The organism is Naasia aerilata, assembly GCF_030296595.1.
In the GTDB taxonomy this organism is placed as follows: Bacteria; Actinomycetota; Actinomycetes; order Actinomycetales; family Microbacteriaceae; genus Naasia; species Naasia aerilata.
Map to the genome: position 1 here is coordinate 67,559 of NZ_AP027731.1, position 18,443 is coordinate 86,001.

Genomic DNA, 18,443 nt, shown 5'->3' on the forward strand with positions numbered 1-18,443 from the left:
ATTGCGCGGGCACTGCTGGCCATATCGACCACTCCGAAACACAAACTTCACTGAATCCGCATCCGAAGCGCCCTTCTTGCTCCGGAATCGGCGGTCCACCGTAGGCTGAGCCCATGCGCATCGGCGTTCCCCGCGAGATCAAGAACAACGAGTTCCGTGTCGCGATCACCCCCTCCGGCGTCCATGACCTGGCCGCGGCGGGCCACGAGGTGATCCTCGAGGGCGGAGCGGGGGTCGGCTCCTCGATCCCGGACGTGGACTACGAGGCCGCCGGCGCCCGCATCGCCGAGACCGCGGCCGAGGTGTGGTCCGAGGCCGAGCTGCTGCTCAAGGTGAAGGAGCCCATCGCCGAGGAGTACGGCCACTTCCGCCCCGACCTCGTGCTCTTCACCTACCTGCACCTGGCCGCCGAGCGGCCGCTCACGACGGCGCTCCTCGACTCCGGGATCACGGCGATCGCCTACGAGACGGTGCAGCTACCGAATCGGGCGCTGCCGCTCCTCGCTCCGATGAGCGAGGTCGCGGGCCGGCTCGCTCCCCTGGTCGGCCAGTCGACCATGCTGCGTCCGAACGGCGGGCCGGGGCTGCTCGTTCCCGGCGTGCCCGGCACCCGCTCCGCGAAGGTCGTCGTCCTCGGCGGCGGCGTCGCGGGCACCAACTCGGTGCAGATCGCCGTGGGCCTCGGCGCGGACGTGACCGTCCTCGACACGAACCTCTTCCGCCTGCGCGAGCTCGATGCCCTGTACGCCGGGCGGGTCCGCACGATCGCCTCGAACGCCTACGAGATCGAGCGCGCCCTGCTCGACGCCGATCTCGTCATCGGCTCGGTCCTCATCGCAGGCGCCCGCACGCCGAAGCTCGTGAGCAACGACCTCGTGTCCCGCATGAAGCCCGGCAGCGTCCTGGTCGACATCTCGGTGGATCAGGGCGGCTGCTTCGAGGACTCCCACCCGACGACCCACGCGGATCCCACCTTCCGGGTGCACGGGTCGCTCTTCTACTGCGTGGCCAACATGCCCGGCGCGGTCCCGAACACGTCGACCTTCGCGCTCACGAACGCGACGCTGCCGTACGTGCGCTCCATCGCAGGTCTGGGCTGGCGCGACGCGTTGCGCGCCGACCCGGCGCTCGCGCTCGGACTCAACGTGCACGGGGGCGCACTCGCCAATGCGCCGGTCGCCGCGGCTCACGGACTCGGCCACGTGGAGCTCGAGACGGCCCTGGCCGCCTAGGGCGCCCACGCGACGCTCGCCCTCACGGTGGGCTCCTCGGGCCGCACGAGCCAGGCCCGTCCTTCGAGAGGGGCGAGCAGCGGAGGCAGCTCGCGTCTCCTCGTGATCGCCCGGTGCTCGGCGGGCGTGCACCCATCGAGGAGGAGCGGAGTGCGCGCCGCGGCGGACCACAGGCTCGGCGTGGCGGTGAAGTCGTCGACCCCGACGACGGCGACTCGGTCGACTGCCAGGTCCGACCCCGCTGCGCGTGCGCCCCCGGCGCGGCGGACCTGGGCGAGCCGGCGCTCCGGCGTCCGGCTGACCACCAGAAGGGGCGTGCGCAGCTCGACGGCGACCACGGAAGCGGGCTCCGTGCGCACCCCACCGCCGTCCGCCGACGCGAGCTGGATCCGGTCGCCCCGCCACCACCCGCCGCCCGGCGGCACGCGGCCGTCGTAGGCGCACTGCGCCCCGAGCAGGGCGGCATGGTGCTCGCGCCCCGTGCGCAGCACGAGCACGTCGCCGAAGGCGCTCCCGAGCGGGCGCAAGGCTCCCGCGAGCGGCGCCCGAGCGGTCGCGGCGATGCCGCCTCCTGCGGTTCGCAGGGCGAGCGCGAGCCGGTCCAGCACGTCCGCGGCGTACTCGTCCGGCATGCGGCCGACCGCGAGGTCGAGGTCGTCCAGGAGGAGGAGCCCGGCGGACCGCTCCGCGACCGCGTCCCACAGCGCCTCCGGGCCCTCCGCTCCCGCGCCGGCCACCAACCGCGATCCGGTGCTCTGCGCGGCGAGCGAAGCCAGGAGCGTGCTGCGCCCGGATCCCCTGTCCCCGACGGCGAGCAGAGCGCCCTCCGAGGCGGGCCGCCAGGCGCCCACCGATCGCCGCTGCTCGTGCGGCAGATCGACCGCTCCCAGCACCAGGGCCCCGGGAGGCGGAGGGGAAGGTCCCGCAGCCGCACCGTCGCCGGCAGCGGCGGGAGGACCACGGGCGCGGCGCGGACTCCCGCCGCCGACAGTGCGGGCTCCGGCGAGCCTTCACCGGTGAGCGCGACACGAGCCGGGACCGGCGGCTCACCGTGGCGGACGACGAGGCACTCACCCGGTGGCGTTCGGGGCAGGCCCGCAGCCGCGGGGTGCCGACGAGCGCCCGGCTGTCCTCCTCCGCCAGCATCCGCAGCGCGATCCGGAGGCCGCAGTTGGCGAGGAGTGCGTCCCGGACCACTCCGGCGGGTCGCTGCGTGCAGAGGATGAGGTGCATGCCGAGGGCCCTCCCCGCGCGGCGATGTCGGTCACGACGTCCGAGAGCGCGGGAAGCGCCTGCAGGAGGGCGGCGAACTCGTCGACGACGATGACGAGCCGCGGGAGGCTCGGCAGCGCCGCGATGTCGGGGGCTCCGGCAGCACGGAGGGCCTTCTCCCGCTCGCGGACCTCGGCGGCGAGGCCGGCCGCGAGACGCTCCACCGCGGTGTCGTCCAGGTCGCTGACGACCCCAGCCACCTGGGGCAGGCCGGCGAGGGCGTCGAAGGTCGCGCCGCCCTTGAAGTCGATCAGGAGCACCGCCAGTCGTTCGGCGGAGCGGGCGGCGGCGAGGGCGAGCACCCACGACCGGAGCAGCTCGCTCTTGCCGCTGCCCGTCGTTCCGCCGACGACGGCGTGGGGGCCGTCCGCGACGAGGTCGAGCTCGACCTCCCCGTCGCCGGCGACGAGGAAGCGGGCGGGGAGGCCGGGTCCGTCCCGCCCGGGGACGCCCAGGTCGGCGAGCGACACCGCGATCCCGGCGCGACGCCCGCGGAGCGCCGCCTCCTCGGCGGCGGACACCAGCGCCGGCCGCAGCTCCCCGCACGCCACGGCGACTGGAGCGGCGAGGACCGTCATCCGGCCCACCCCGTCGACGCGGAGCACGACCGACGCCCGCGGCTGCTCGACGAGGCGGGCTCCCTGCACGGCCAGCGCCCGTCGGGCCGCCGCCGCGGCGAGCGGGACGCCCAGGACGGCGACGGCGTGCTCCCGCGGGACGGTGACGGGCGCGCCCCCGAGCACGGCTGCCTCCCGGGCGAGCGCCCCGTCCTCCTCGACGACCGGAACGAGCTCGATGCCGCTCGGCACGGGTCCGGTGCCGAGGAGCACGACCGGGGGCGCCCGGGGTCGGCTCCCTCGAGGATGCCGGGGAGGTCCGGGGCGGCAGCGGCCAGCCTGGCGCGGCGGATCCGGTGCTCCTCGGCGATCCTCGTGCGGACCCGGACGAGCGCGGCCTCGCGCCGCCGCGCGTCCCGGCGACGGCGGCGGCGGCCGTGCCGCCGGCCGTCGAGCAGAGAGGCGACGGCCAGCACGGGGCCGAAGGCGGCGAAGACGAGCGGCATGGGCGAGGAGGTCACCGCTGCCAGGACCACCCCCGCGAGGACGGGAGCGAGCACCGCGGCGATCGGGACCGGGATCCGCTCCGCCTCGGGCAGGGGCGGCGGGAGCGGCGGCAGCACCGCTCCACCCTGCGCTCTCAGCACCGTCGGCACAGCCGAGAGGCGGCATCCGGGGACGACTGCGCGGTCGCCCGGCTGGGGAGGATCAGCTCACGACGAAGAACTGCTCGCCGATCTCCACACGGGACCCGCGCGCGACCCGGCTGCGCATTCCGGGGGCGGAGAGCCGCGCGGGCCGCTCGGGCTCCCGGACCACGGTGCCGTTGGCCGAGAACCGGTCGCTGACCCAGAAGGTGCCGCCGTCCTGGCCGAACTCGAGGTGGGTCTTGGAGACGGAGCGGCCGGGGTCGTCGATGGCGACGAGCGTGTCGAAGAACTCACCGGGCTGCGCCTCAGGGCGCCGCCCGATGAGGCCGCTGCCCGACACGGTCACGGACTCCCCCGTGCTGAACTGGAGCACGAACCGGGCGGCCGCGGGCTGCGGGCGGGCGGCCGGGAGCCGGGTGTGCTCGTCCGGGGCGGCGGGTGGCGTCGGGGCGACGGCGGCCGGGACCGGCAGGGCGGCGACCTCCGCCTCGGCGCTGCCGGCCGGCCTCGGCGCCGCAGCGGGGCGTTCGGCGACTGCGGACCCGCAGACGCCGCAGAAGAGCGCGCCGGGTGGGAGTGCGGCGCCGCACACGGTGCAGCTCATGGCTCCCTCCGTGAGGCGGCACGGCGCTGCAGCGACCGGATCGACACAAGGGCCTTCAGCCGCTCCCACCGGGTGCGCCCGGAGTCAAGGTCGCCGCGCAGGTCCGCCACGGCGGCCCAGACGTTGTCGACGTCCGACTCCTGGGGGACAGTGGGCGCGAACACCGCCCGGTCCACGGCCGAGGCGAGCACGAGAGGCTTCCGGCCGCCGACCGCCATCGCGAGCTCGTTGCGGGTCGCGGTGGCGGGCGCATCGATCCCGTGATCGAGGGCGCTGTCCGCGAACTCGTCCCAGCCGCCGACGATGCGGTCGAGCGGCTCGACGGCGTTCCGGCGCCGCCGGCGTCGCCGCCACTTCGCACCGAGGATCGCGAGGAAGGGCGACACCAGGACGGCGGCGACCACGAGGACGACGCCCACGACGCGGAGCACGGCGAGCAGCACAGCGAGCCAGGCGGGCTGCTGCGCGCCCTGGTCCTCCTCGGACACATCGGGCGGCACGACGTCGTCCTGGTCGACCTGGTCGTCGGGCGGCGGTTGCACGACCGACTGGGGACGCGAGACGCTCGTGGCGTCGTCGGGCTCCGGCTCGGGCACGTCGCGCAGCTCGGGGTTGGGGTCGATGGGCACCCAGCCGGCGCCCGCGGCGTTGACCTCGATCCACGCGCTCTCGTCGGCTCCCACGAGGTTCGACGGGTCGTCGGAGCCGGCCACGAAGCCGACGACGACGCGCGAGGGGAAGCCGAGCCTTCGCGCCATGAGCGCGGCCGTGACCGCGTACTGCTCGGCGTCGCCGAGCATGGGGCGCGAGGTCAGCAGCTCGGTGATGCGCTCGGCGGAGTGCCCGGAGCGGCTGAACGGCTCGCCGGCTCCGCCGTGGCTGACGTAGCCGTTCTCGCGCAGCCCCTCGAGAGCGGCGGCGAGCCGCGCGCCGGGCGTACCGGCGTCAGCGGTGTAGGTCTCGAGGGACGCGTCGAGCTCGTCCGGGACGACCGGGATCTCCGGAACGGGTGCCGTTCCGGGCTGCAGAGCGGCGATCGCGTCCGCGTCCCGAGCCGCGGGCTCGACCGCGTCGATCGTGTAGCGATCCCCCTGCGCGAGGCCTCCCAGGACTGCTCCCGTACCGCTCGCGGCGTTGTAGTAGAAGGCGTCGCGGAGGCGACCCGCGCGGTCGCCCCCGAAGTCGATGGTGCGCAGGGCGCCCGCGTCCGGCACCCACACCCCGCGATAGCCGCCGACCGTGACGTCGAGCCGGACGGAGCGCCCGCCCGGCACGGTGGGCTCCAGCGCCGAGGGGACGCGCGTGAAGGCGGCGGACGCGCTGCTGACGCGGTCGCTGCCGACCGTGAAGGCGACGCCGTCGTAGGTGTCGAGTGCGGCGATGCGGACCCGCTCCCCGCCCGGAGCCCGTCGACGGTGAGCATCGTCCGATCCGCGCGATCCTCGGCGAAGTAGCGGCGGAAGGCCGACAGCGGGCTTGCGTAGTCCCGAGGATCGAAGGGCACCTCGACGGCGGTCCGGAGGACCTGCCGTGGCGTGGATGCCGGGAGGGCGGCCGAGGCGGCGACCGACCCGCCGACGGCGAGGACCAGGATGACCGCGGCGCCGAGCCAGCGACGCAGGTTCGCGCGGCGCCGGTCGCCACGGTCCTCCGGAGCGGCGCGCAGGCGGTCGAGCGCGGCGGTCCGGCGGCTCTGCCGCCGCCAGACGAGCATGAGGAGGAGGGTCACGAGCAGCCCGAGCGCGATGGGCAGCGGCCACGTCGACCGGGTAGGCCCGAGCAGGATGCCCGCGGTGAACAGGGCGATCGGCGCGAGCACGGCGAGCTCGCCGAAGCGCGCGCGCAGGGCGATCGAGAGGCCCGCCACGGTGAGCACGAGGACGAGCAGGAACACGGGCACGAGCAGGGTCTGGTAGCCGCCGACCGGCAGCGACACGGTGAGCAGCTCCTTCCAGCTCAGGCCGGCGCCCGCCACCAGGGCGGTGAGGCCCGGCACGGTCGGAACCACGCCGGCGAAGGCGAGTGAGGGCACGGCGGCCGGGACGCCGAGGACGAGGTAGGCGAGGATCGTGAGCCCGCCCACGGCCCACGCGGGCCAGTGCCGCGCCGCTCCCGCGATCGCGATCGCGACTCCCGCGACGAGCGCGACGGCGACGGCCACCACGAGGGCCTCGCTGCGGTGGATGGGCCAGAACGTCGCGGACGAGATCGCCATCGCGACCACGACGAAGACGGTGTTGACGAGCACGAAGGCCGTCCCTGGCAGCCGCCGGAGCCGGGGGCGGCGGATCGCACCGGCGGCGGTCATGCCGCCCTGCTTCGCGCGAGCGCCTTCTGCAGGTCCTCGAGGTAGCCGATCGTGAGGACGGTGAGCTCCCCCACGCGCGTCAGCGCCGGCGCGTAGCCGGGGTCGCAGACGACCGCCACGACCTCGACGCCGCCCGGGAAGGAGGCCGAGGCGGCGCGGAGCTGCGTCGGCGTGGGCCGGGACCCGAAGACGAGGAACGCGACCGAGGTCCCTGCGCCCTCGTCCGCCGCGACGCGGGCGAGGTCGACCACGCCGAGCGCCGACTCGGCCTGCTCGATGCGGGCCAGATCGTCGAGGAGGCGGACGGGCGTGAGGGTGCTGAGGTGGCGCACGGCGAAGACCTTGCGCTTCGCGAACTCCGGCGTCGTGCCGCTCGCGACCACCGAGACCGTGCGGGCATCGCGGATGGCGCGGACGCCGAGGGAGCCGGCCACGCTCACCGCGAGCTCGAACTGGTCATCGCTCTCGTAGTCCGCCGCGGCCAGGCTCAGGGCCACCAGCAGATGGCTGCGGCGCGTCTGCTCGAACTGGCGCACCATGTGCACGCCCTGCTTCGCCGTCGACTTCCAGTGGATGTACCGCCGGTCGTCGCCCGGCTGATACTCGCGCAGGGCGTGGAAGGAGATGTCGCTGGACGTCAGATCCCGTGTCACCTGTCCTTCCAGGTCACGGACGAAGCCCGTGCTGGTCGACGGGATGGGCACCGTCCGCGGGTGCACGAAGAGCTCGACGCTCGAGCTCCACACGTGCTCGCGGCGGATCAGGCCGATGGGGTCGGCGCGGACCGCGCGGACCGGACCGATCCGAACGACGCCGCGGCGTGTGGTGGGCACCGTGAAGGGCGAGTCCTCGGTCGCTCCCCCGGCGAGGGAGGGCACGGGCAGCTCGAGGATGCCCGGACCCACCGGCACCTCGACCGTGGTGCCGAGCAGCCGGTGGCCCGTCGGGTTCCGCACCGCGAGCGCTCCGACCGCGGACTGCCCCACGACGACACGGTTGTGCGGCATCTCGAGCCCGATCTCGTGCGCGTGCCCGCCGAGCAGGAAGAGCGCGGCGACGAGCACGAGCACCGTTCCCGCCCAGGCCACCGCAACGGCCTCGGCCCAGCCGGCGCCGTAGCCGACCGCGAACGCCAGCACCGTCAGCCCGAGGATCGACCAGCCCAGCGGCGTGACGACACCCGAGACGGCGCGCCAGGCGGCCGCGAGGGCGAGGCGGGTCGCCCGCCAGGCGCGCACGCCGAGGACGAGGGCGTCCGCGACGAAGCCGGTGCGCGTGCCGACGATCCGGGTGCGAGCGTTGGTGAGCGGCGCCGTGGCCGTCGTCTCGCCCCGGACGGAGGTGGCGCCGCGGAGCTCGGTGCGGGTCCGGGAGAGGCTCCGGTGCCGGGAGGCGGTGCTGCTCACACGGCCTGCCGCTCGCTCGGCGGCGGCACCTCGAGCAGCAGTTGCGCCATGACGCTCGAGGGCGTCACGCCGTCGAACTCCGCCTCGGGGTCGAGCAGCAGGCGGTGGGCGAGCACGGGCTCGCCGAGCGCCTTCACGTCGTCCGGAATGACGTAGTGCCGGCCGTTCGACGCCGCGAGCGTCTTCGCGGTGCGCAGGAGGGCGATCGCCGCGCGCACGCTCGCGCCGAGCCGCACCTCCGAGGCATTGCGCGTTGCCTCCACGATGCGCGACACGTAGTCGCTCACCGAGGGGTCCACATGCACCGTGCGGGAGAGCTGCGCCATGTCGACCACCACGTCGGCGGGCACGATGGACGGGATCACGGTCTCGTGCGACCGCACAGTGGAGCCCTCGAGGATGCGCAGCGTCGCCGCGTGGTCGGGGTAGCCGATCGAGGTCTTGAGGATGAAGCGGTCGAGCTGCGCCTCGGGCAGGCGGTAGGTGCCGGCCTGCTCGATCGGGTTCTGGGTGGCGATGACCATGAACGGGACGCCGACCGCGTGGCGGATGCCGTCGACGGTGACCGAGCCCTCCTCCATCACCTCGAGGAGCGCCGACTGCGTCTTGGGGCTCGCCCGGTTGATCTCGTCGGCGAGGACGATGTTCGCGAACACCGGGCCCTTGTGGAACTCGAACTCGCCGTTCCGCTGGTCGTAGATGCTGACGCCGGTGATGTCGCCCGGCAGCAGGTCCGGGGTGAACTGCACCCGGCTCGAGCTGCCCTGCACGCTCTGGGCGATGGCGCGCGCGAGCGACGTCTTGCCCGTGCCCGGGAAGTCCTCGAGCAGCAGGTGGCCCTCGCTGAGCATCGCCGTCAGCGAGAGCCGGATGACGTGGCTCTTGCCGAGCAGCACCTGCTCGATGTTCGCCGCCAGCCGGCCGAAGATCTCGCTGAACCAGGTGGCCTGCTCGGGGGTCATCGGTGCTCTCGCTCTCTGAAGCTCAATCGAAGTCGTACCAGCGGTAGGTGGGGCTCGCGTAGGCGCCGCTCGGCGTCGTGACGCGCACGGAGAAGGACGCGTCCACCCCTGCCGCGCAGCTCCCGCTCGTGGGCATCGAGGCCCACGTGGCTCCCCCGTCGCACGTGTACTGCACGGAAGAGTAGCCCGAACCGGACGGCGAACCCGTCCAGGACCACGTGCCGCCTGCGACCGTGCCGCTGAATGACAGCCCGCCCGGCCGGGTGTCGACCGGGGTGAAGGTCGCCGACGGCGCCGACCAGTCCGAGCACAGCGTCTTCTCGGGGAAGGCCTCGCACGCCTGCACCTCGATGGCGACAGCACGCCCGTAGAGGCTGCCGTCGGCGAGGAGGGCGCCGCCCTTCCGCACGGTCCACGTCGAGGAGGCGTCGCCGCTGATCCGGTAGCCGTAGGTGACGTCGGGGTTGCCGCCGCCGCTCGTGTAGTCGACCGAGTCGAGCCGGTAGTCGTAGCGCCCGTCGCCGGTCGCGTCGGGGCCGCCGATGCCCACGGCGGTCGGCGTGCCGGGCGTCTTGCGCGACACGGCACGGAGCTCGCCGCTCGACGTGCAGCCCTGGCCGTTGTAGGCGAACACCATGAACGTGTACTGCTGGTTGGCCGGAACGGTGAAGGTCGTGGAGGTCGCCGTGCCCATGTGCCGGAACTCCTGGCTGGCCGCCGGCACGCTGAGGTCCGTTCCGCGTCCCCCGTCGTCCTGGGCGGAGCAGGTGGGCGGCGTCCCCTGGTACATGGCCGCGAAGTACTCGCCGATGCCCGCCCCGTTGCCGTCGAAGCTCCCGGACCAGTCGAGCGTGACCGTTCCCTCGCCGCTGCCGTCCGCGTCGCCGATCCCGGCCGTGGGGGTCCCGGCCACGACGGGGGCGCCCGCCGGGGTTCCGGAGCCGGAGGCGGTGTTCCAGTTCGGGGAGCGCCCGTACGCGTCGTTGCGGCCGCTGACCTCGACCTCGACGGCGGCCCCGTTGCCGATCGCGGCATCCGTGATGTCGATCGAGTAGGAGGTGCCGACGGCGTCGTCCGCGGAGACGTACTTGGTGCCCGTCACCCCGGCCACGCTCACGGCGTAGTAGGTGATGGGGCTTCCGCCCGTCTCGGTCGGCTTCCGCCAGAAGACGCGGAGGCCGTGGTCGAGCGGGCGGGTGTCGAGCGCGGCGGGAGCGGCCGGCACGATGTCGGACCACACCGCCTCGCCGATCCCGGCGGGGTCCGAGGCGCCGACGGAGTTGATCGCGACCACCTGGATGTCGACGCGGTTGTCGGGCCCGTTGCCGGGCGTCGGCACGGTGCACGTCGTCGAGGCGCACGAGGTGGTCGCGAGCTTCGCTCCCCGGGCCTCGACGTTGTCAGCTCGAAGCGCGTGATCTCCGCGTTGTTGAACGGTCCGGGATCGAAGCTCACCGTCACCGCGCGATCGGCGAATCCGGTCGCCCGCACGTTGGTGACGGGCTGGGGGCGGTCCTGCACCGAGATGCGCACCGTGCCCCATGCCGTGCGGTCCGGGTCGCGCGTGGCGTCCTGCACGGCGTACTGCAGGGTCACGTCCTGGGGCGCCGCGTCCGGGGCGACCTGGACGCTCAGCCGGGAGCGGTCCGCACTCGGGGTGATCCGGACGCCCTCGGGCAGGGACGCGGAGTCGATGCCGCGCACCGCCGTCACCTGCAGCGGCGTCGACGGGAACGGGTTCGCCGCCTGGTCGTTCGCGAGAACGTCGACGCTCGTCGTCTGGCCGCGGGGGCGACGGCCGTGTCGGCCGCGGGGATCGCGAGCGGCCGCGTCGACGCCACGACCCGCAGCTGGAGGCGCCCCGCCTGCCCCTCGGAGTCCGGGTCGCGCACGCCCACGAGGAGGGTGGAGGTGGCGCCCTTACGGACCGACTCGTCGGCCGAGAGCGTCATCGTCTGGCCGTCGATCGAGACCCGGAAGCTGTCCGGCACCGATCCCTGCACGTCGTAGGCGAGCTTGTCGAGGCTGTCGGCGTAGGGGTAGGTCGTGAGGCGCGGCAGGGAGACCGTGCGCTCGGAGCCGGGCTCGAACTCCAGCACGCCCCCTCGAACACCGGAGGCTGGTTGTCGCGCGGGGTGACGGTGATGGGCAGCACGAGGGTCGCGATCCGGCCGTTCGGGTCGGTCGCGGAGGTGCCGTCGGTCACCTGGAAGGAGATGGACGCGGGCCCGAAGTAGCCGTCCGCGCTGCGGAAGCGCAGGGTCGTCGCGTTCGCGACGACCTCCGTGCCGTCCGAGTGCGTCGCGCGGACCGTCGAGGAGTCGGTGAGCCGCACCCCGCGGCCGCCGACCGACACGACGTAGTCCTGCAGCGCGATGGAGAGGGTCTCTCCGCTGCGGACCGTCAGCTTCGGTGCGCCCTTGCGCAACTGCGGGAGCGCGTCATCGAAGCCCGGGACGCGGATGAAGGCGATGGCGCTGACCGCCGGATCCTCGGGGTGCCGCACGACGAAGGGCACGATCTGGCCGAGGTCGCCGATGGTCACGCGAACCCGCTTGTTCGGCAGGACCTCGGCAGTCCCGCCGTAGCCGGGCAGCACCGCGAGGTCGAGCGCGCTCGCGTCGCCCTCGGGGAAGAAGACGCCGGCGAGCACGTTCACGTCGACGGTCTGCCTGCCCAGGATGTCGGTCAGGCCGAGCACCGTGTCCTGCGCGACCGGGCGCGCGAGCGGCGCCGCGGCATCCACCACCACGGTGAGGAAGTTCGAGCTGGTGCCGCCGCGCTCGTTCTCGATCGAGTACACGAAGCCGTACCGGCCGGCCCGGTCGGGCGCCTGCACGCGGATGACCGTGCCGTCCACGCGCGCGGTGCCGCCGCCGGTCGTGGACTCGACGTCCGTGATGGAGAGCTTCTCGCCGTCGGGGTCGGAGTCGTTGGCGAGCACCTGCACGGCGAGGGAGCGGCCGGGCCGGACCGTCACCTCGTCCTCGACCGCGACCGGGTTGCGGGCGCCCTCGAGCCGCGGGCTGATCCCGATCCGGACCGTGCCGGTCGCCTGGGCGCCGAGGCCGTCGACCACGCGGTACGCGAAGGTGTCCGTGCCGGCCGAGTAGTCGCCAGCCTCGAACTCGATCCAGTCGGTGCCGACCTCGGTGACCGCGCCCTTCTCCGGGTTCGACTCCTGGCCGAGCAGCTGGACCGAGTCGCCGTCCGGGTCGATGCCGGTCAGCGGGATCGGGATGCGCACGCTCTCGCCCGCGAGGACCCGGGCCTCCACGGTCCGGGGCACGGGCGGATTGTTGGAGGCGGTGTCCGCCTCGCGGACCGCGATGTCGACCTCGGCGGTCGCCCACTGGCCGTCCGGTCCGTCGACCCGGTACACGGCGGTGAAGTTGCCCGTCGTGTCCGGAGCGAGGTAGCGGAGGCGGTTCTGCGAGGCGAACAGCAGCCCGGAGCCGGAGGGCAGCGGCGTGACGAGGTCCGGGGCGAGCGTCAGCGGCTCGCCCTCCGGCTGCTCGTCGTTGGCGAGCACGGGGATGTCGATGGCGTCGCCCACCCGGACGGACACGCTGTCCGGCCTGGCGATCGGCGGCTGCGATCGAGCGGGCTCCGGCACCTCGACGACCGTGACGGTGCCCTCGGCGTCGGCGAGCCCGTTGCTGACCCGGTAGGAGAAGTCGACGGGGCCGTCGAGCGGGGCGGTCAGGGTGATCCGCAGCACACGCTGCTCGAGGACCTCGACGCGGATCCCGGAGTCCTCGGGCACCCCGGAGACGCCGGTGACGAGCAGCACGCCGCCCGCAGGGTCGATGTCGGTCGCGAGGACGTCGAGGTTCTGGCTGCTGCTCTCGCGCACGAACGCGGTGTGCGGCACCGGGATCGGCCGGCTGTTCGCGTCCGGCGGCAGCTCCACGTCGACGCGCACCGTGCCGGTCGCGGTCGTCGCGCCGTCGCCGACGGTGTAGTCGAGGTAGCGCGTGCCCGCATCGTCGCCGGTCAGCCGGAAGGTGCCGCCCTCGTAGTCGGCGGAGATGCGCACGCCGGACTTCTCGGGCACGTTGGTCAGGCGCAGCATGCCGCTGCCGCCCCGGACGTGGACGAGCGGCGACACGGTGAGCTCCTGCCCCACGTAGGCGCGGACCGCGAAGGGCTCCGCCACGATCGGCACCTCACCCGGCGGCCGCACCGTCACGGTGAGGGTGCCCGCGCCGTCGGCCCGGCCGTCCGAGACCGCGAGCGCCACATCCTTGCGGTCGCCACCCTGACCGGAGTCGACGAAGACGACCTCGCCGCCCGGCTTCCAGGTCGCCCCGTCCGGAGCGCCCACTGACGCGCTCGTCAGGTAGAAGGCGTCGCCGTCGGGGTCCACCCAGTCGCCGAGGGTGTCGACGGCCACCCGCCCCCGGCCGCGACCGTGGCCTTGGTGCGGCGCTGCTGGACCGGCGGCGAGTTCTCGTTCGCCGCCCGGATCGGGACGGTGACCGTGGCGGTCGCTGTGCCTCCTCGGCCGTCCGAGATGGTGTACCCGAACGACACCGCTCCGCTCGCCGACTCGGGCAGGGTCAGCAGGACCTGCTGCCGGCCGGTGACGAGCTCGAGCGTGCCGACGTCCGCGGCGAGCGTCGTGAGCTCGTCGATCACCAGCACGTCGCCGTTCGGGTCGTAGTCGTTGAGGAGCACGGGCAGCACGGTGGACCGGCCCGGCCGCGCGCCGAGCTCGTCGTCGACCGCCACCGGGGGCTCCTGCAGCGTCTCGTACTCGGGCGGAGTGTCCTCGTCGTTCTCGGGGGCCGCGTCGGAGCCCTCGTTGGTCGCGAGCAGCTCGTCCCAGTTGTCGATCGACGCGTTGCCGTCCTGCACGGCCCAGGTGCCGCCGCCGCGCGCGTCGTTGAGCACGACACGGCTGCCGCTCGTCTGGAAGGCGAGCTGGGCGGAGGAGGGCAGCCCGCTGACCTGGCCCAGGTCGTCCGGCCCGCCGTCGATGCCCGTGCCGCCGGCGCCCGGTGCGCAGCGCCGCCACACGTCGCCGCTCGTCCACGCCGCGAACGCGCAGCCGGCCCGGAGGACGGGAGCCGCAGGTGCCCCGGCCCTGCCCTCGTCGGACAGTCCCGCGACCTCGGTGGGGTCGCCGCCGCCGAGCGGGACGCGGACGAGCCCGCCGGTGTGCGCGACGTACACCTGGTCGAGCCCGCCCCTGCCGGCCTCCGCAGCGGTGACCGCCTGCTCCAGGACCGGAGCGGCGCCCGCGGCGATGAGCCGGGAGAGATCGACGGTCCGGCCGTCGAGGTAGAGGGTGCGGGTGGTGGCGTCGAGGACCGCCCAGGATCCGCCCACCGAGGTGATCGAGAAGTCGTCGTCTCCGGGGCCGGCGTCGAGCGGCTGGGTGCGGGCGACCACGTCGCTGGTGGCCGCGTCCACGCGGTACACCTCGGCGGCGCTCGGCGAGTAGACGAACAGCGTGCCGTCGGGCTCCATCGACGACACCGACCCGGCGCCGAGGCTGAGGTCCGCCTCGGACTGCGAGTCGAAGGAGCCGAACTCCTCGAGAGGGACGATCCACACCTCGCCGGTCGCCGTCGAGTGCAGCACCGCCCGGCCGTTCGCGACCTCGGGACCAGTCGTGTGCAGGACGGTGTCGTCCGGCGGGACCGGCACGGACTCCGCGACGCTCGCGGTCGCGGGGTCGACGACGTCGACGGTGCTGTTGCCGCGGTCGAACAGGAAGACGTCCTGGCCGTGCTGATGCACCTCGAGGGCGCTGCTCGTCGACGCGACCACGGTGTCCAGCTGCAGGATCTGCGTGTTCGCGCGGCCGATGACCTGCTTCGACCCGTTCGCGACCCACACGGAGCCGTCGTCGAGGTCCATCCGCTGGGCCGTGTAGCCGGAGGAGACGACCGCGACAGTCGCCACGACGGCCACCACCGCTCCGCCGCCGACGATGGACACGACTTTGGACCGATGGCGGGCCAGGGCCTGCCACAGCGGTGTTGCCACCCCCACCTAGGCGTCCACGCACTTCTCGTTGCTGGGCGCGCCGACCTTGCCCTCGCGGTTGACCGTCACGCTGATGCAGACGCGCGAGCCCGGCTGCGCGTCGGCGAGGAAGCTCGTGCTGCGCTGCAGGCTCGACCGCCCGTCATGGGTCGTGATCTCGTAGGCGTCCGAGTCCTGGAGCCCAGGGTCGTCCCAGGAGAAGCGCACGGTGCCGTCCTCCACCTGCGCGGAGATGTCGCTGACGCGCGGGATGTCCTCCGAGTTGCCACGGATGAGGACGACCATGGCGGTCGCGCCCAGGGCGATGACGAGCGCGGAGACCCCGACGAGCAGCCAGGCGAGCCACTGCACGCCCTTGGGCTGGGGGCGCGCATGCCGCTGCCCACCGACACGGACGCGCTGCCCGCCTGCTGGACGAGGGTGCCCACTCCGCCGCGGGTGCCGCTCGTCTCGCCGCGGCGTCGCCTGCGCCGCTCGCCCGGCGCCCGGAGTGCGGGCACGCCGCGGATGCGGGTCCGGTCCTCGAGGTCGGCGACCGTGGCAAGGGCCCAGTCATCCATCGCGACCTCGAGCGGCGTCTGCGGCAGCGCCAGCTCCGTCTCGACCGCCTGCAGCTCGCGGATGAGCTCGAGGACGCTCCCGGGTCGCTGCTCCGGCTTCTTCGACATCGCGCGCTGGAGGACCAGCTCGAGCCGGGCCGGCACGTCGGCGCGGCCGATCGGCTCCGGCTTGGCGCGGTTGATCCGGCCGATGAGGTCCACCGACTTGTTCTCGGTGCCGGGCACCTCGAACGGCGAGCGGCCGGCGAGGAGGCTGTAGACGGTGGCCGCCATCGACCAGACCTCGCTCGCGATGCTGCCGGCCGTCTCGTCCATGAGGACCTCGGGCGCCGACCACGGGATGGAGAGGCCGACCGACTCGGTGCGCTCCGACTCGGCGAGGGTCGCCGCGATGCCGAAGTCGGACAGCACAGGGTGGCCGTAGGCGGTGAGGAGGATGTTGGTGGGCTTGATGTCGCGGTGCAGCACGCCCGCGCGGTGAGCCGTCTCGACGGCGCTCGCGATCTTGATCGAGATGCGCAGCACCTCGGCGACCGGCAGGTGCTCGCGGCGGTAGCGCTCCGACAGCGACGCCGAGCAGAGCTCCATCACGAGGTACGGCCGGCCGTCGGAGGAGACGCTCGCCTGGTACACCGTGAGGATCGACGGGTGCGTCGACAGCTGGGCCATGAGGTTCGCCTCGGCCTGGAACATCTGGCGGACCTGGTCGTTGACCACGTCAGCGAGCATCACCTTGACAGCGACCTGGCGGCGGGGCATGTTCTGTTCGTAGAGGAACACGTCCGCGAAGCCGCCGGAGCCCAGTGCCCGCACGTAGGTGAACCCGGGCAGGGTCGGCGGGGTGGACGGCAGACGCCTCGTCATGTCACCCCTCGCGGTCCGGCGGACGAGCACCCCTGCGGCAGGCCGGGGCGAGGCCGCCACCGTGTGCCCGAAGCGATTGTAAGCAGGCGCTCGCCGTTCACGGGGGACACGCCCCGGCGCGGCTCGGTACCCGATTCGCGCGCGGCCGGCTATCCGCATCGTTTCGGACTATCCGCATCGGTCTCCGGTTGCGGTCAGTCCGAAGTGATGCGGATACCCCGCTGAGCTCTCGATCGGCGGGCCGCGAGGACCGGGCTACGGTGTGTGCGTGGAGCGCGAGCCGTACCAGACAGCCCGAGCGGGTACCGGTCAGAGCGGAAACGGCTCCCGGTCCCTCCTGATCAGGGGCGGCCTGGTGGCCGGAGCGGACGGCGTCCTCGAGACCCGCGATGTCCGGATCGTCGATGGGCGGATCGCGCCCGCCGGGGCCGGCGCACTCCCGCACGATGACGTCGAAGTGATCGACGCCACCGGCTGTCTCGTCCTGCCGGGATTCGTGAATATGCACTCCCATTCGTACGGCACCCTGTGCCGGCACGATGGCGCCCGGCTCCCTCTGGAGCCCTGGATGAACTATGCGCTCGCCGGCACGGCGAACCGCACGCCCGACGAGATCCTCGTGGCGACCCAGCTGCAGGCGATCGAGGCTCTGCGCACGGGCACCACCGCTGTCGTCGATCACATCGGCGGCGCCGTCGCGGGCCTCGCGCCCGTGCTGGGGGCGTACGAGGACAGTGGGATCAGGGCCGCGGTGGCGCCGATGATCGGCGACATCCCGCTCCCCGACTCCGTCGGGCTCTCGGCCGAGGACTGGCCGCCGGGGACCGGGTACGGGGCTCCCGAGTTCGCCCAGAAGCCGGCGGCCGAGCTTCTCGACGACACCCTCGCCCTCCGCCGGTCCTGGACCTCGCCGAGCGGCCGCGTCGCGGTCATCCTCGGTCCTTCTGCGCCGCAGAGGTGCAGCACCGACCTGCTCGCATCGGTCGCCGAGGCGGCGGAGCGCGAGGACATGCTGGTCCACACCCATCTCCTGGAGACCCGGCTGCAGGCAGCCCTCACTCCCCGCTCGGGAGTCGCTCCTGGGTGGACCTCCTGGACCGAACGGGGCTCCTGAGCGCCCGGCTCAGCACGGCACACAACGTCTGGCTCGAGGACGCGGACATGCGACTGCTCGCCGAGCGAGGGGTCACCGCCGTTCACGACCCGCACAGCAACCTGCAGGTCGGCAGCGGCATCGCCGACCTCGGTGCGTGGCGGTCGCACGGGATGCGGGCAGCGCTGGGCACGGACTCGGTCAACTGCGGCGGCTCGATGGACATGGTCGACGCCATGCGACTTGCGGTGCTGCTGCACCGGTCCGGGGAGCCGGACCCGCAGCACTGGGAGACTCCGGGGTCGGCCCTCGGCCTCGCGACCGCCGGCGCGAGCGCCCTCCGGATCGGCGCAGGGACCCTCGACCCCGGGCAGCCCGCGGACCTCGCCATCTTCGATCTGGCCGGTGCGCCGTACGCCAGCCGCGAGGATCCCCTCAGCACGCTGGTGCTCGGCAGCTGGGACCACTCCGCCCGGACCGTGGTGGTCGGGGGTCGCGTCGTCCTCCGCGACCACCGGGTGCTGACGATCGACGAGGACGCGGTGATCGCCGAGGCCGAGGCGCGCCGCAGGAGCCTCATGGAGCGGAACTCGACGCTGCGCGAGCTCGCGGACTCCCAGAGGGGCGTGCTCACGCGACTCTCCTCGCGGTCGCGGTACCCCCGCCCGGTCGTCCGGGTGCGCGAACGGCCCTGAGCCTGTTACGGCAACGTTAATTCCTCGTTTCCACTCGCAGACGACGCCCTGCCGCCGGCTGCTTCCGGGAGACCCGTGCGCCCCGTCGTGCCGGGGGTTTCCCGTTCCCCGCTCATGTTTCGGCGATGTGACGACCGCGGGGACAGGCCGGAGGACCGTGGCAGCCGCCCCGGCAGCCCGAGTCGCCGCTCCTACAGTTGGTAGGACCAACCGGCCAATGCGAGGAGGATCGAGTGCTGGCCC

At 73.7% G+C, this 18,443-nt stretch carries 15 protein-coding genes; 3 read left to right on the forward strand and 12 right to left on the reverse strand.

The window, feature by feature from the left end:
* The first annotated feature begins 113 nt into the window (after window positions 1-113).
* On the forward strand, window positions 114-1,232 hold the full coding sequence (gene ald / locus QUE51_RS00400; protein WP_286277655.1) for an alanine dehydrogenase: 1,119 nt from the start codon (window positions 114-116) through the stop codon (window positions 1,230-1,232).
* Here the strand turns inward: ald and QUE51_RS00405 are convergent.
* The 12 genes from QUE51_RS00405 to QUE51_RS00460 all read right to left on the reverse strand — a co-directional run bounded on the left by QUE51_RS00405 (window position 1,229) and on the right by QUE51_RS00460 (window position 16,412).
* Window positions 1,229-2,125 (reverse strand): hypothetical protein, encoded by an 897-nt coding sequence (locus QUE51_RS00405; RefSeq protein ID WP_286277656.1) that lies wholly within the window; start codon window positions 2,123-2,125, stop codon window positions 1,229-1,231. The genes ald and QUE51_RS00405 overlap by 4 nt on opposite strands.
* Before the next feature lie 177 nt (window positions 2,126-2,302).
* Complete coding sequence (locus tag QUE51_RS00410; RefSeq protein ID WP_286277657.1) at window positions 2,303-3,334, reverse strand: FtsK/SpoIIIE domain-containing protein; 1,032 nt, start codon at window positions 3,332-3,334, stop codon at window positions 2,303-2,305.
* Between the two features lie 435 nt (window positions 3,335-3,769).
* On the reverse strand, window positions 3,770-4,315 hold the full coding sequence (locus tag QUE51_RS00415) for a zinc-ribbon domain-containing protein (RefSeq protein ID WP_286277658.1): 546 nt from the start codon (window positions 4,313-4,315) through the stop codon (window positions 3,770-3,772).
* The gene (locus tag QUE51_RS00420; RefSeq protein WP_286279469.1) at window positions 4,312-5,217 is read right to left on the reverse strand and encodes a transglutaminase-like domain-containing protein; all 906 of its coding nucleotides are present in this window, start codon (window positions 5,215-5,217) and stop codon (window positions 4,312-4,314) included. The genes QUE51_RS00415 and QUE51_RS00420 overlap by 4 nt, the downstream gene beginning before the upstream one ends.
* Window positions 5,127-6,623: a hypothetical protein gene (locus QUE51_RS00425; RefSeq protein WP_286279488.1), complete on the reverse strand. Its 1,497-nt coding sequence runs from the start codon at window positions 6,621-6,623 to the stop codon at window positions 5,127-5,129. Before QUE51_RS00425 ends, QUE51_RS00420 begins: the two co-directional genes overlap by 91 nt.
* Window positions 6,620-8,029 (reverse strand): DUF58 domain-containing protein, encoded by a 1,410-nt coding sequence (locus tag QUE51_RS00430; protein WP_286277659.1) that lies wholly within the window; start codon window positions 8,027-8,029, stop codon window positions 6,620-6,622. Before QUE51_RS00430 ends, QUE51_RS00425 begins: the two co-directional genes overlap by 4 nt.
* Window positions 8,026-8,991: an AAA family ATPase gene (locus tag QUE51_RS00435; RefSeq protein ID WP_286277661.1), complete on the reverse strand. Its 966-nt coding sequence runs from the start codon at window positions 8,989-8,991 to the stop codon at window positions 8,026-8,028. Before QUE51_RS00435 ends, QUE51_RS00430 begins: the two co-directional genes overlap by 4 nt.
* A gap of 22 nt (window positions 8,992-9,013) precedes the next feature.
* Window positions 9,014-10,330, reverse strand: coding sequence for a hypothetical protein (locus QUE51_RS00440; RefSeq protein WP_286277663.1), 1,317 nt, complete (start codon window positions 10,328-10,330; stop codon window positions 9,014-9,016).
* Window positions 10,331-10,700: 370 nt separating this feature from the next.
* On the reverse strand, window positions 10,701-10,982 hold the full coding sequence (locus QUE51_RS00445; protein WP_286277664.1) for a hypothetical protein: 282 nt from the start codon (window positions 10,980-10,982) through the stop codon (window positions 10,701-10,703).
* Window positions 10,940-13,387 (reverse strand): Ig-like domain-containing protein, encoded by a 2,448-nt coding sequence (locus QUE51_RS00450; protein WP_286277665.1) that lies wholly within the window; start codon window positions 13,385-13,387, stop codon window positions 10,940-10,942. The genes QUE51_RS00445 and QUE51_RS00450 overlap by 43 nt, the downstream gene beginning before the upstream one ends.
* Entirely contained in the window at window positions 13,330-14,988 is a 1,659-nt protein-coding gene (locus QUE51_RS00455; protein WP_286277666.1) for an Ig-like domain-containing protein, read from the reverse strand. The genes QUE51_RS00450 and QUE51_RS00455 overlap by 58 nt, the downstream gene beginning before the upstream one ends.
* Before the next feature lie 65 nt (window positions 14,989-15,053).
* Complete coding sequence (locus tag QUE51_RS00460) at window positions 15,054-16,412, reverse strand: serine/threonine-protein kinase (RefSeq protein ID WP_286277667.1); 1,359 nt, start codon at window positions 16,410-16,412, stop codon at window positions 15,054-15,056.
* 355 nt (window positions 16,413-16,767) lie between these two features.
* On the opposite strand from QUE51_RS00460, the gene QUE51_RS00465 reads away from it, so the two are divergent.
* Window positions 16,768-17,526, forward strand: coding sequence for an amidohydrolase family protein (locus tag QUE51_RS00465; RefSeq protein ID WP_286277668.1), 759 nt, complete (start codon window positions 16,768-16,770; stop codon window positions 17,524-17,526).
* A complete protein-coding gene (locus QUE51_RS00470; protein WP_286277669.1) occupies window positions 17,496-18,200 on the forward strand; it encodes an amidohydrolase family protein in 705 nt (234 codons plus the stop codon). Before QUE51_RS00465 ends, QUE51_RS00470 begins: the two co-directional genes overlap by 31 nt.
* Window positions 18,201-18,443 lie beyond the last annotated feature (243 nt).